The sequence below is a fragment of the Reinekea thalattae genome (assembly GCF_008041945.1).
GTDB lineage: Bacteria > Pseudomonadota > Gammaproteobacteria > Pseudomonadales > Natronospirillaceae > Reinekea > Reinekea thalattae.
Genome location: NZ_VKAD01000001.1, coordinates 1,163,212 through 1,178,165, shown reverse-complemented (window position 1 = coordinate 1,178,165; position 14,954 = coordinate 1,163,212). Strand labels below are relative to the sequence as shown.

The following is a 14,954-nucleotide window of genomic DNA, read 5'->3' as shown; positions in this document are numbered from 1 at the left end:
TTAAGGGCTCTGGGTTATTAAGAGCTCTGGTTATTGGGTTTCCACTGAGGTTTAGGTTAATAACGCCTCGGTGCTGGATAACCCATGTAGGGTGTATTTACTGCTTAAATGAAAAGGAATGTAGCGTGTCTGATAAGAATGAAGTCGTTGAGAGTGAAGAGCATAAGGATGACTCTGCCGAAGTTTCTGAAGTAACGTCAGCCACCAAAGGCGGTCGAGCCGGCAAAATAGTGGCTGGCATCGCAGCGCTGATCTTTGTGTTAATCGGTGCTTTGTGGTTTTACATCCAGTACAGCCAAGTGCAAGGGCTTGTTAGTATTAGCTCGCTTGAGTCGGTCGATCCAGACGACGGCGAAATAGTGCTAACCTATCGTAAGCCAGTCAAAACCGCTAAGTTCAATCCACGCTTAACTACCGTTACCGACCTCGATGGCAATACTGTTAAAGCAGCTTATCTAAGCCAGTTGGATAAAACCAAAACCATAGAAACCATTCGCTTTAAGACGCCAACACCATACAACCAAAGCTTGATTCTTAAGCAGAAAAACCCGACAAAATATACCAACCTTATTTATAAGCTGGGTATAAAACCGATTCCATCCAGCATTGAGTTTTCAACGCCCATTGAAATTGTCGCCATTGAAGACTTATTGCCGACCGCAAGCCAAGAGCACGCGCCAGAAGTACTGAACAACCAGATCGGGATTTTATTTACTGGCTCAGTAGGGACGACCTATAAAAAACGCGTTAAGTTAGAGCCGAGCGATGTACCCTTTATTGAATTATCGCCAATGCCAAGCGGTTACTTCCAATGGCAAGACGATAAAACTCTGACCTTTAACTTTACCCAGCAAAAGCCCCAGTTTGATACCCAATACCGAGTCAGCATTAATCCTGAGGCGCTGATTAACCCTGACTTTCAAGAGTGGCAGGGCGAGCAAGAAATTACCCTGACAACCTCATCGAACGATGTCTATGTCAATGATGTTTCAATTGATAAAGAGGTGGAATGGAACACGCCAATCACCTTCGAATTTTCTGGCAACATGGTAAACGTGTTTGACCTAAATAAACTTAAGTCGAATTCGGTTATGCCAGTGTTAATGCGCCCACTGGTCGATGGCCATTGGCGTTGGATTAATGCCCGCACAGTAGAGTTTAAACCGAGCAGCGATGGTTGGCCGGTTAAGCAGAATGTATCTATTGAGTTTTTGCCAGAAGTGAATACTCAGCAAGATCGTAACTGGACTGATAATCGCGGCCTTAACAGCATTGAGTTTTATGTTGAGCCTCGCTTGCAGTCGATCAGCAACATCAATTTACGTGGCGATAAAGTTGACCCAGAATCTGAGTTAGAAATTCGTTTTTCTCGTAGCCTAGTTAACAGTGATCAGCTAGATACCTCACACACTCTAAACGAATACGCCAATGCACCGGTGAAGATTGAACCGGCGATTCAGGGTTCGTATCGTTGGAGCAACGGCCGTACGTTAATCATTGAGTCAGAAACGCCGTGGTCGGAACTGACAGAATATAAAGTTTCGATACATCCAGACTTTAATCCAGATCCTCGCTTTGAATGGTCAGGCACTAAGGAGTTTAGCTTTAAAACGGCTGAAAACCTGATTACGCCGCGCTTCTATTTTATTCCTGAACATGCACCGAGCGGCGCTGAATTCTTTGGTAGCAAACCTCAGTTTGCCGTCGAAAAATCACTGCAACCAGAACAGTCCATTTGGATTGAGTTTAATCGACCCATTGGTAAGCGCTTAAAAGATGTTGCAGACATCGGCGATGCGATTCAAATTGTGCCAGCTGTTGAAGGTGAATACAGCTGGCTGTCTGACCGACTGTTGAGCTTTACGCCAGAAGTCAGCTGGGCACCAGAAACAGATTACAGCATTACACTGACCAACGACTTATTGTATTTCCATGAGCAGCATTACGCCGAAGGCAGTTCAGTCATTGAGTTCGAAGTACCCGAAGATGCGGTTCACTTAACCACCAAAGAAAAGGTTCTGCCTGAATCGGATTTATCGTTTGTCTTTAATAAAGATATTGATGTTAGCGTCAGTGTTGGCCGCCGTTATGAAAGCGCAGATTTGGCCGCTGAATTTTTGCCATTAACGTGGCAAGGAAACGATATTGATTATGAATTTGAATGGATTTCGCAGCGAGAATTAAAGCTATATGCCAAGCCCTATTGGCCTGCGGATAGCGAATTAGCCTTTGAGTTAAACAAAAATATTTTACCAAGACCGAGCGCCTTCTTTGCCAAAGAAAACGCGCGGCAGATTAAAACCGAACGAAACATTGTAGAGCCTTACAGTGTTTCTCCGGTAGGTAAAACCTCCAGTTACAGCACTATTGAAATTTTATTTTCTAAGGCGATTCGTCCAGAGAGTATTGATACCGGAGGCTTAGACTTCACTAAGTTGGTTTCTATAAGCCCTGAGCTGGATGGCAAGTGGTTCTGGCAGGCCGATAATAAATTGGTTTTCCAACCGGATGGTGAACTTGCGCCATCGACCGATTACTTGGTGACAATTAACCCAGAAAAAATAGCCAGCGCTGAGTTTTCTTGGTTCGAACTGGATAGATCGGATAAACCTGAACCTTACAGCTTTGCATTCCATTCGCCGTACCAGCGAGTTGTTCGTTCCAGTTCAACCTTCGAATTTGCAAACGATGACCCACTGAAGCAGCGCTTCTTAATTGATTTTGAATTGGCAGAAGCGACCACCTTAGCCGAAGTTGAAAAACGCTTTACCCTTTGGACCGATAATTTTGTCGATGGTAAATCGGTCGAAGTGCCGCTGATTTATCAGTTGACGACCGAAGATACTGAAGACAGAGCGCGCCGTTTTAGAGTGATCAGTGAATACATTGATCGACCAAACGAAGACCGCTTGGTTAACTTCCAAATAGAGCGTGGCGTTCCGGCAATTGGCGGTAATGCCACCATGGCCGATCACTTTAACAGTGACTTTTTACAAGAGAAGCCGCGCTTTATCAGCATTGAAGACATCTCTTGGCCGCGTGAAGATGGCCGCTTTAATGCCAGCTTAAAACTTAACGCTCCGGTTGAACCTAGTAAGCTTAAGCAATTAATGACTGTGTTCGATGACGATGCTGGCGAAGCGTTAGACTACCAAGTTTCAGTGGATGCCAACTACAGTTCTGACCGCCAGTTCGCTTACCTTGTGGAAGCGACCTTTAAGCCAGATACCGAATACGAATTTGCCATTGAGCAAGGCTTGTTAGCTGCCGACGGCGCGTTAACAAATGCCGACATCAGCGATACATCGACCACGCCAAACTTAGAACGCCTAGTCGACTTTGTGAATCAGGGTAATTTGATTTCCAGATACGACGCGCAAGTGTTGCCGATTATTACCTCCAACATGACTAACTTTAATCTGTATATCGATCAAATTTATCCAAATAACGTGCGCAACTATTTGAACCAGGGTTTAAATAATTACGGCAGTTTGGATACGGCGGGTAAATCGGTTTACACCAAAAATTATAAGTTAGCTGATATTTATACCGAAGAGGCGAACGAAGATCGCACCACCACTGTGGGTGTGAATGACGAGTTTATTACCAATGTCGACTTGTCTGATTTTTTCCAAGACAACCGTAAAGGTTTATATCGCGTTGCTGTTTCAGGTGCCGGCACTAAGAATTACCGTTGGCTGTTATCGACCGATATAGGTTTGGTTGCTCGCGCCACAGCAGACTCGGTTTATGTTTGGACTATTTCGCTAGCAACAGGTTTACCTCTACCGGGTGTACAGGTTGAGTTGGTCGACTATTGGAACCAAACGACTTCCTCTGGCCGTAGTAATTCTTCTGGTTTTGTGAAATTAGATAACCTAAGCCCAGAGTACACCTATACCGTTTTAGCTAGCCGAAACGATGACTTTTCGTTCTTAGATTTAAGAACCCATTATGAATCTTTGAATGGCTTTGATGTGGGTGGCCTGATCAGTAGTGAAGATGCGTATTTGTTACAAGCCTATCTGTATTCTGAGCGCGGCGTCTATCGCCCTGGCGATGATTTGCACCTTGTCGGTGTGGTTCGAGATCAGTCCGGCGCGTTACCAGAAAACGATGTCGTGACTCTACGTTTAAAAGACCCAACAGGATCTGAACGTCTTAGCGAGCGTTTCACGTTAGACGCCAGTGGTGCCGTAACCATCGATTACGCCATACCAACCGATGCTAAAACTGGTAAGTGGTCGGCAACGGTGCAATGGAAAAACGATGTCATTGGCTCGGTGAATTATCAGGTTGAAGAGTTTATTCCGAATAAAATTAAGGTTGAACTGGAACCACAAACGCCGGTGGCAATATCGGGTAAGTTGTTTGAGTTTGATGTTCAAGCCAATAATTTATTTGGCCCGCCAGCCAGCGGCCGAAAAGTGAATGCGCAGGTCAGTCTACGACCGGCTTATTTCAAACCAAGTGGTTATCAAGACTACGAATTTGGTCACGACGACTATCGCTTCCAGCAACTTAACAGTGACCTGTTAGAGACTCGCCTGGATGAAGACGGTCACTACCGTTACGAATACCAAGTGCCAGAAGGTATTGATTCGCCTATCGGTTTGAACCTGCACTTCAGTAGTACCGTTATTGATGACAGTGGCCGTGGTGTTGCTCAGTACGCTCAAGTGCCAGTGCATTTATACGATCAATATGTTGGTGTTCGCCGTACCAATAGTTCAGCGATAGAGCTGGGCGATACGGTTGTTTTCGATATTGCTAACGTGCGAGCTAATGGCGATAAGATCGCTGCCGATGCGCAATCCTTTGTCTATCAGGTTTATCGCAAACGCAAAGTGACACACTACCGTAAAAATGAGCGTGGCTATTATCGTTATGTCACCGAACGTATTAACGTTGAACTGCAATCGCAGCAAAGTGATAGCAGTCGCTTTGAATATTTAACCGAACATTCGGGTGAACATTACTTACAGGTGACCGATTTAAATGGCGGTCAGGTAACACGTTATTATTTCCAAGTACGTGGCGATCGTGATGCGGTCAGTATTGTTGAAGCGCCAGAGTCGGTTGTATTAACACCGCGTCAACAGACGTCACTGGTTGGTGATAATTTGGTCGTGGATGTTCAAGCGCCTTTTGCTGGTCAGCTATTGTTGATTGCTGAAAGAGACGAAGTCATGTGGTCGCAATCGGTCAACATGAGTTCTAACTCGACTACGGTTCGCATACCTATTAAAGCCGAGCACGTACCTAACTTCTACTTGAGTGCGGTTGTTGTGCAGCCTGCAAGTAAAGGTACTCGGGCTAAACCTGTTTATGCTACTGGGTTGTTGAATATTAATGTTCGTGATTTAAAACAGAACCCAGAAGTTACCATTAGCGCTCCTGCAAAAGTATCGCCTAATGGCCAGCTAACGGCAGAGTTATCGATTGATGAACTATCGAATGGTGATGTTTACTTCACATTGGCCGCGGTTGATGAAGGTATTTTGGATTTGACTCAATTCAAAACACCAAATATGCGCGAAGCCTTTGTGCAGAAACTTCGCTTAAAAATGGCCCATTTCAGCCTGTACCCATGGGTAATGCCTTATGAAAGTCAGCAGCTGAAAACGATTACACCATCGGGTAGTGCGCCAGCGCGTGCCTTGATTAAGAAAAAGCGTGAAAACCCAGACTCTTCTTCACGGGTGAAAAGTGTTGCTCTATGGTCGGGCTTACAGAAGTTTGATGCCGATGGCACCGCAACGGTCACCTTCGATATACCAGAGTTTGATGGCAGCTTAAGGCTGATGTTAGTGGCGTTTGGTGACCAACGATTCAACTCAGCAGAAACAACGGTTACGGTTCGAGATGATTTGGTGCTTAAGCCATCCTTACCACGCTTCTTAGCGACTGGAGATCACTTTGAACTGCCGTTTAACGTCTTTAACAGTACCGAACTGCAAGGTGATGTCACCATTACCGTCGAGCACAGTGACCATATCGCATTGCTTGGTAATGCATCGCAGACGGTCACCGTTGCTGCCGGTGGCGAAGCGGAAGGTCGCTTCTCGTTTAACGTGCAAGATGACCTTGGCTTAGCGGACTTTAAAATTACAGCCGAAGGCTTAAACGAAAAAACCATTAAGCATATCCAAGTGCCGGTACGAACCTCGGGCAATTACATCAGCCTCAGTGATGGCGGTGTAATCGATGCGGCAACGCCAAAAACCATACAGATTCCAGATGTCTTTAAAACAGGTACCGAAAACCAAGCGCTTTCGATTGCACCTGCTGGCATGACGGAATTTGCAGGTAGCTTGCAGTATCTATTGCAATACCCGCACGGCTGTTTAGAGCAAACAACGTCTAAGTTATTCCCGTTGTTGTACTTTGAAGACTTTGCCAAGAGTGCCGACTTTGTCGAATTTAATACCACCACGCCTCGTTATTTATTGCGTGAAGGTGTCGATAAAATTGAGCGCATGCAATTAGAAAACGGCTACTTCTCTTACTGGAGCGGCGGCGAGTCGGTTAACTATTACGCCTTCTTATACGCATCGCACTTTATGACCGAAGCAAAAAATAAAGGCCTAGAAGTTAACGAAGCAGTATGGAATAACATGCAGTACCGTTTGCGAGAAAGTGCGCTTAACCTGTACAGCCGAGGCTCAGACTATGATGGCGATTACAACTTAAGCCATCAGGTTTATGCACTGTATGTGTTAGCACTGTCGGGCAATCCTCTGGTCAGTGAAATGAATTACCTGCTAGAAGATAAGAGCAAGAAACTTCGTTTACACGACCGTGCTCGTTTAGCGGCGGCTTACCATTTAGCGGGCCGTGAAGCGCAAGCAACGGAATTGTTAAGCGACATTACTTCGCTAAAAGAATACGACGACAGCTACACCGAAACCTCAGGAAGCTTTGGCTCTAACGCTCGTGACTTAGCAATTCTGTTGGATGCATTACTAGAGGTAAACCCAGAGTCAGACGCCATTCCGTTAGTGGTCGATAAACTAAAAGGTTATCGTAATTCTGGCCGCTGGGGCTCAACACAAAATAACGCCGTGGCATTAATGGCGTTGGGTAAGAGCATCGCCAAGTCAGCTAAAACTCAGCAGGGCGACGTTATTGTTACTCTAGCCAACGGTGATGAGCTGGTTAACCAGACGGTGCGTTTATCAACAGTCGATCTGCTTTCTGGTAACGTCAGCGTACGTACCACAGGCAGTGCTGAGGCAAACTACTTCTGGCAAGCGGACGGTGTTTCATCGAACCCAGTACAGGCCGATGAAGATAACGGCATTCGTATTCGCCGTGAGTTCTTTAATGCCAAGCAAGAGCCTGTTGACCTCAACAACATCCGTCAGGGTGAGTTAGTGGTTGTTAAGCTGACGATGGAATCGTTAAAAGATCGCTTAGATAACGTAGCCATTGTCGATTTGCTACCTGCCGGTTTAGAAATTGAAAACGCGCGTTTGAGTACCAGCGCCGACATTCAATGGCTTAAATCAACAGCAGAGATTGATCACATCGATATCCGAGACGATCGCATGAACCTATACATGAGTTTGACTGAGCGCGAAGTGGTTTATTACTACACCACGCGTGCGGTGACCATTGGTAGCTTTGCGATTCCGGCGGTTCGTGCAGAAGCCATGTACGATGAAAGTAAGTATTCATTATCTGGCCAAGGCTCGATGAAAGTGCTTCCAGCTCGATAAGGTTAATTGCAGACAATGAAGTTTGTTGTTCACAAAAAACTATTGACCAGCATCGCGCTGGTCATTTTTTTTGCTATAACGCTGTTTGCCGTTTTGTTGGCGGTAGTGCCCGTTCCGCTGGCAAAACTTAACGCGCCACAGGCCAGCCGGTTTTACGATCGCAATGGCGAACTGTTACAGGTGATCATCTCGGACGATCATTTTTATCGCCTGTCGGTTGATATCGAAGAGTTGCCGCCATTGTTGATCGAGGCATTATTGCTGCAAGAAGATCAATACTTTTATCTGCATCCGGGTGTTAACCCAATCGCCATTGGTCGCGCAACGCTTTCAAATGCTATTAGTGGTCAGGTGGTTTCGGGTGCCAGCACAATCACGATGCAATTGGCGCGCATGTTAGATCGAAGGCCCAGAACGCTTTCTGCCAAGCTGTTAGAAATGTTTCGCGCTATACAGCTAGAGCTGCGATATTCAAAGCAAGAAATCCTAGAAAGCTATCTTTCAATTGCGCCTTACGGCGGCAATTTAGAAGGCCTAAACGCCGCCACCTATGCCTATTTTGGTAAGCCAGCTAAACAGCTGAGCGTTGCCCAAATAGCGCTGCTAGTCACCTTGCCTAAGTCGCCTAACCGCACTCGGCCAGACCGCCATCCAGAATACGCCAAGCAACAACGCGACGCGCTGCTAGAAAAAATGCTGGCTGCTGAGTTGATCGACCAAGCCTCGTTCGCGCTTGCCATTGATGAACCGGTAATTAAACAGCGACTAAGCTTTCCGCAAAAAATCCCTCATTTGGCTTGGTATTTAAAATCCCAAAACCCAACGCAGGACGATTTTTATACGACGGTTGATTACAACATTCAAAGCCGTAGCCAAGCGATTGTTCAGCAGTATTTAGAAAGTTTATATCAGCAGGGCATTAGCAATGCCGCCGTGGTTGTTATGGACACCAAAACGCACGAAGTGCGTTCGTTTTTAGGCTCTGCCGATTACTTTGACCAACAGCATGAAGGCGCCAATAATGGAGCCACGGCTTTGCGTTCACCGGGCAGTACTTTAAAACCCTTCTTGTATGGCTTGGCAATGGACGAAGGTTTAATCGCTGAAAAAACCCAGTTGCCGGATATCCCGATGACCGTCGCCGGTTACAGCCCACAAAACTACAGTAAGAGTTTTCGCGGCCAAGTCACGGTGAGAGAAGCCTTGGTTGACTCGCTCAATGTGGTTGCCGTGCGCTTAAGCAATCAGCTGGGAATAAACAAGCTGTACCAGCTGTTAAAGCAGGGCGGCATTAGCTCCATGGATAAACCCGCCAGCTATTACGGCTTGCCGCTTATTTTAGGCGGGGTCGAAGTAAACCTACTGGAAATGACCAACCTGTATGCCAGCTTGGCAAACTATGGCCAGTACCAACCTTATCGATTCAACTCGCAACAACCCGTAGATACAACGCAAGAGTACGCCAAGTTTTTAAGCGATGAAGCCAGCTGGTTAATCAGTGATATTTTAACCGATGTAGAAAGGCCAGACTTCCCATCTACTTGGCAGTATTCCAGTTCCAGACCGACCGTTGCTTGGAAAACCGGCACTTCTTATGGTCACCAAGACGCGTGGAGTATTGGCTACCATCCTGAATTTACCGTTGGCGTTTGGGTGGGTAACTTTAACGGCAAACCTGCAACAGGTTTATCGGGCAACACCGCAGCCGCGCCGTTATTTTTCGACATCATGCAGGCCATTGTGCAGCAGCCAACAGATTGGTTTGCCAAACCGGCAGGCATTGCCGAGCGTAAAGTCTGTGAGCTTTGCGGTTTACCCGGCAATAGCTTTTGTGAAAACAATACCATCGAACAATACATACCGGCGGTTAAAGGCTATGTGAATTATGAAACCTGCCAAGTGCGTCAGCCGGTTGCAACCGAAGAGGGCGTTCGCTTAGTCGATGTTTGGCCTTCGGAGCTCGCCGCCTTTTTCCATCTACATGGCTTACCGGTTACAGATGCACCAGCTTACAATGTGTCGAACATGGCTGGCGCAACCTATTACCCGCCAGTTATTCAATCGCCCGTAGCAGGCGCACAATACATTCGCCGTTACGAAGGTTTAGCCAGTGACGACCAACAAATTAAATTGCAAGTTGCAGTGACCAACCGAGTTAAGCAGGTGCAATGGTTTATGGATGGCAAATTATTAGTCACAACCGATAAACCCTACGAGCCAATTTTTATCAGCCCGCCTCCGGGCCGCTACCAACTGATGGTGATAGACGACACCGGCGGCAGCGATTCAGTATGGTTAGATGTTGAAGATTACCGCAAACTTTTACCGGAAAACGTGAGCCAATGATCGCACTGGTTGCGCGCTGTCGAGCAACGGCTAATAAAAAACGCATGCTAAGTTGCAGTAAATTATTGGCGGGTTTTTTATTGTTACAAACGCTATGCATTAACGCGATTGCCGACCTAACTCTGAATGATCAGGGCATTGAAGAGCAGGTTATCGAAGAGCTAAGCACAGATAACCAAATAGAGGTGATGATACTCAGCAAGTTTCACCCTCAACAGGTGGTGATAGAAACCCAATCGCGCCTGTTTGAATTTGGCCCCAATCAGGTAAAAAATTTCCAGTTTAGTGAACAACTCAACCAGCCAATTAGTATTACCGTTAACGGTGTCGAAACAAGGTATTACCGAGGCGCAATCCAACTGCAATGGCAAGGTTCCGAGTACCGCATTATTAATACCACACCGCTAGAAATCTATGTTGCAGGTGTTGTTGTCGGTGAGTTGGGTGCGCACGCCAGCCGCGAACTGGTTAAAGCACAGGCGATTATCGCCAGAACCTACGCGCTTAAAAAAAGCCAATCGGTTCGTTTATCAGATTTAGCCTATCATCAGGTGTTTCATGGTTTTAATCATTATGCTGAGGCGGTTTATAGCGTCTCTCGGCAAACGCAACATCAGGTACTTAAAACAGAAGGGCGCTTAACCGAAGCTTTGTTTCATGGCGAATGCGGTTCAAAAATATTCAGTGCCGCGCAGTTTTTTGACTCCGGCGATTTTTTTACCGCCTTAGATCTGCCCACACAAATGCAACAAGGCCAGCGTTGGCAAGTAAGACTCAATGCAGCGCAACTAGCCAAAGTATTTACAACCGCTTCGGCTGTTAGCTTACAGCCTGGCACGCCGACAAAAGTGGTGGTCGATAACCAAGCCTTTGCCGCAGAAACCTTTAGGCTAATGGTAAACCGAGAGTACGACTGGAACACCATTCCCTCTAACGATTTTAAAATCACCAAGATAGCAGGCGGTTGGCAACTAGAAGGCTTTGGCCGTGGGCATCTTGTTGGCCTATGCCAGCAACAGGCCAACGCTTTAGCCAAGCAAGGTTGGAGTGCATCACAGCTATTGGCTTTATTCTACCCAATGGCCTCGATAGAACTTTATGATCGATGATAAGCTAAAACCCAATATCTAAAGCCCAGCAGTTAAAATCCAGCATCTAAAAAGAGTAGCCTCTTTTGCATTAATCGTTGCAACTTAAAGCCGTTAATGTTGTCTTACCGTGGTTTTTATGTGTTTAGCTAAGCAAGTTTATACAATTTAATAAAAGGCGATGATTATGAAAAATAAGTTATTGTTAACCGTTTTAGCGATGTTGTTTTCTGGCAGCGCATTAGCGTTAGAAGTCAAAGTTGCAGACAAAGCATGGGACGGCATGATGGTGCCAGAAGGTCAGCAATGCCAAAAATTTGGGGGCGACTCACCGATGACGCCAAAGCTTAAAATCAAAGGTATTCCTAAAGGTTCCGACAGCCTATTGCTTGAATACAGCGACCGTGATTCAGAGCGTATGAACAATGGTGGCCATGGCCGCATGCAATTTGCGCTTAAAGCCAATGCAAAAAAAGTTACCGTTCCTTCAGTGCCAGGCCACTCTTACGAGTTACCAAAAGGCTTCACAATGGTTGAAGCTCACCGAGGACCAGGTTGGGATAAAGAAGGTGCCTACATGCCACCTTGTTCTGGCGGTAACGACCACGCCTACTACGTCACCGTTAAAAGCCTACAGGGTGACAAAGTGCTAGCAGAAACTGTAGTCGAGCTAGGTAAATACTAAACCTCTCGTTACCTGTTTAAGTTAACTATTCAGCTAAGTAGTTAAGTTAAATAGTTAAGTTAATTATTTAAAAGCCCCGTCAGCTAATCGCTGGTGGGGCTTTTTTATTGCTTGGTTTAAATTGCTGAGTGGTTAAGCCGCTCTAGTTAAGCTAATAACCACAATACCTGAACATCAGCTTTCTTTGTCTGGGGAACGTGCGCTAATAGAGAACCCTTAACTCACGCGGCAAAACCCCGAGAATACCCATACAATGCCGCTTGCGCCGTAAAACATGGAAAGCACAGCAAATAGTGCATTTTAAATATCAACAGAAAAACTAAACCCCCGATGTTTAAAGGCCTAGCGGCGCGGCAATAACAAGGAAATAACCGCGCACGCGGCTTTTTCTGGAGACTCAAATTGACATGCTAGTCTAAGAGATAGCATATTAGGGCTATTCAGCGGATTCGGTCGATTTAAGTAACCGTAAAAAACCGCTCCATACAATGCCGCTTAAGCGGCAGAATAAACTGTTATACGTCAAAAATGTACGTGAATTAATAATATGAATGAATTAATAGATATACTTGCTTTGGCAGAAAATGACATTGTAAAAATCACATGGGAAGGACATCATCCAGAATACCCCCAAACAATTATTGAATTAATGAACGTATTGGGTAAATCAAATTTTATTGTTAGTGATTATCGCAAACATAATTTTAAAGATGTAATTTCAAATATCGATAGCTCAAGCTTGGAACAATTAAGTTGTGTAATTACTTGGATTGTTCGGAGTGAGAGGTTTATTACTGGCGGATGGAAAACTCAGCTAGAAAATAAAAATTTGCAAAACGCAGTAAGAAAAGCCATAGAATTGTCGGCTGACAACGTATAACAAGGCCAGTCAATCTGACCGCTAAACTTGCAGCTTTTTTTGCAATAAAGAAGAAGCCGCAAAAAAATCCACAAGCTCACCGCCAGTTGCTGGCGGCGTTAGCTTCTCCCAAATATCGAATATGGAGTATAAAAAATGGATCAAAAGGCTTTAATTCCTAGAGTTGAGGAAGGCGAAATTATTCCTCAAAGGGTTGGTGATGGTTATATTAGTGCAACAGCATTATGTAAATCTGTTGGGAAGCGGTTCTCTGATTATCACGCGCTAAAGTCAACTCAAGAGTTTATTGCTGAACTAAGCCAGCAGACACAACTCCCAAAAGAACAATTAATACATATTATTCAAGGTGGAAACGCACAGGGAACTTGGGTTCATCCATATCTAGCAATAAATCTTGGTCAATGGCTTTCTGTTAAGTTTTCCGTAAAAGTTTCGCAGTGGGTATACGAATGGCAGAATGGAAAAGCCAAGCCAGTCATGCCTGTCCATATCGAAAGGTACATGATTAACAGAAACAAAGTTCCTCATACACATTTTTCAATGTTAAACGAGTTGATTTTTAACCTTGTAGCCCCACTGGAAAGTGCTGGTTTTACTATGCCCGCAAACCTTCTTCCTGATGCGTCTGAAGGTAAAATGTTTTGCAACTGGCTCAGAAAAAATAGAGGAATAGAGCCTAAAAATTTCCCAAGCTATGATCATGAGTTTCCTGATGGCCGGGTATTTCCAGCAAGACTTTACCCAATGGAATATATGGAAGATTTCAAAAACCATTTTCATACAGTATGGTTGCCGCAAAAAGCTCCTGAATATTTTGGTCAGCGGGCGCCGGCAGCACTTGAATATGTTGGCCAAATATTACTTCCTAACCAATCATGAAGCTAACAAGCGGCTGCATTTCGTTCCGGCCTTCGGCCTTTACCGGACTCGCCTCGCTCGCCGATGAGCCGAGCGTTATGTGTCAACAAGGTGACCTGAGAACATGATTGAAATTAAGATAGGCTTAAACGTAACTAATGAAGGTTTAAAGTTTTACGGCTCTGATGAAGTAAATGAAAAAATTGAAAAAGGAGCAAAGATTCTATCTATTAACCCTAGTCAGTTTTTCATTAAAGAACATCCTGAGAAAGATACAGATAAAACTAAAAGTATCACACTCAGAGGTTGGGAAATGGTTGTTGAGCTGGAAGAATGAATATTGTAATTAGCTATCTACTGTTTATCTAATTACACATAACAAGCGCATTAAATCTGACGTTATATATTGTCCGATTTTTTGCTTAAAAGAAAATGACGCAAAAAAGCGTCCAACATGCTCCGCAGCTTATGCGGGCGTTATACGCTATTCATAAATTGGAAGCACTATGGAAATAATTAGAAGTAAAGCCTTTAAATCTGAACGCGCTTGGGGAGCAAAAGACATTGTAAATATGAATGGCATTACTACTCGCTTGCATTGGACAGATCAGCCTTATAAGTGGCATGTAAACGATGGCGAAGAAGTTTTTGTTGTTTTAGATGGCGTTGTTGAAATGTTATTTAAAGAAAATGGAATTGAGCAATCAGCCGTGCTTGAAACTGGTGATATATTTTATGCTTCTATTGGAACTGAGCACGTTGCACATCCTCGCGGTGAAGCAAGAATCTTAGTAGTAGAATCAGAAGGCAGCGTATAACAAGCGCTTCAAAACGGAACTAAAACAGCTGGCTTTGTTTCGTTCCTCAACAAGTTTAGCCAGCAATTTTAGTCCGCTTAAGCGGACGTTATGTGAGTTAATATGAAAGCTCTAAGTATTTGTATTCTGACGATAGGAATAATTTGCTCTACCGAGGGTAGATTAGAGCGCATACAAGGAAAACCTGAAAGCCCTATAATAGTTACTTTGCCGCTATGGAGTTTAGATACGCCTCTAAAAAAATTTGAATCCGGAAGGTTGAAGGTAAATTTCGAGGGTGATGAATGGACTGGGAAGTACTCTACATATATCGAAGAAAATAAATATCACTGTTCACAGGGAACTCTCAATTTTTTATTATATTTTAACTCTAATGGTTCACTGTATGACGCAAAGACTGAAGGCAAGGTGGTTTTAAAGAATGCGGAGGGGGTTGAGTTGACCTGTGATTATGAATACACCGCATGCACTGAAGTTAAAAGGAAAGGTTATTGCGTTGGAGTCAATGACGAATATTATAAGTTGTTGTTTTAAATCTCACATAACAAACGCATCAAA

Annotated in this window: 9 protein-coding genes; all 9 read left to right on the top strand. The window is 44.7% G+C overall.

The features are described from left to right. Positions 1-125: 125 nt before the first annotated feature. The 9 genes from FME95_RS05385 to FME95_RS05345 all read left to right on the top strand — a co-directional run bounded on the left by FME95_RS05385 (position 126) and on the right by FME95_RS05345 (position 14,930). On the top strand, positions 126-7,721 hold the full coding sequence (locus tag FME95_RS05385) for an alpha-2-macroglobulin family protein (protein WP_147713382.1): 7,596 nt from the start codon (positions 126-128) through the stop codon (positions 7,719-7,721). A gap of 15 nt (positions 7,722-7,736) precedes the next feature. Next, positions 7,737-10,067 carry a penicillin-binding protein 1C gene (pbpC, locus tag FME95_RS05380; protein WP_147713381.1) on the top strand — a complete coding sequence of 777 codons (2,331 nt, stop codon included), beginning with the start codon at positions 7,737-7,739 and terminating at the stop codon, positions 10,065-10,067. Then, the gene (locus FME95_RS05375) at positions 10,064-11,176 is read left to right on the top strand and encodes a SpoIID/LytB domain-containing protein (protein ID WP_147713380.1); all 1,113 of its coding nucleotides are present in this window, start codon (positions 10,064-10,066) and stop codon (positions 11,174-11,176) included. Before pbpC ends, FME95_RS05375 begins: the two co-directional genes overlap by 4 nt. Before the next feature lie 166 nt (positions 11,177-11,342). Then, positions 11,343-11,840 carry a hypothetical protein gene (locus FME95_RS05370; RefSeq protein WP_147713379.1) on the top strand — a complete coding sequence of 166 codons (498 nt, stop codon included), beginning with the start codon at positions 11,343-11,345 and terminating at the stop codon, positions 11,838-11,840. A 547-nt stretch (positions 11,841-12,387) separates the two neighbouring features. Continuing rightward, positions 12,388-12,720 (top strand): DUF6508 domain-containing protein, encoded by a 333-nt coding sequence (locus FME95_RS05365; protein WP_147713378.1) that lies wholly within the window; start codon positions 12,388-12,390, stop codon positions 12,718-12,720. 135 nt (positions 12,721-12,855) lie between these two features. Beyond that, the gene (locus FME95_RS05360; protein WP_147713377.1) at positions 12,856-13,599 is read left to right on the top strand and encodes a KilA-N domain-containing protein; all 744 of its coding nucleotides are present in this window, start codon (positions 12,856-12,858) and stop codon (positions 13,597-13,599) included. 103 nt (positions 13,600-13,702) lie between these two features. Beyond that, complete coding sequence (locus FME95_RS05355; protein WP_147713376.1) at positions 13,703-13,915, top strand: hypothetical protein; 213 nt, start codon at positions 13,703-13,705, stop codon at positions 13,913-13,915. Positions 13,916-14,084: 169 nt separating this feature from the next. Further along, positions 14,085-14,396, top strand: a complete 312-nt coding sequence (locus FME95_RS05350) for a cupin domain-containing protein (RefSeq protein ID WP_147713375.1) — start codon at positions 14,085-14,087, stop codon at positions 14,394-14,396. A 102-nt stretch (positions 14,397-14,498) separates the two neighbouring features. After that, a complete protein-coding gene (locus FME95_RS05345; RefSeq protein WP_147713374.1) occupies positions 14,499-14,930 on the top strand; it encodes a hypothetical protein in 432 nt (143 codons plus the stop codon). Positions 14,931-14,954: the final 24 nt, after the last annotated feature.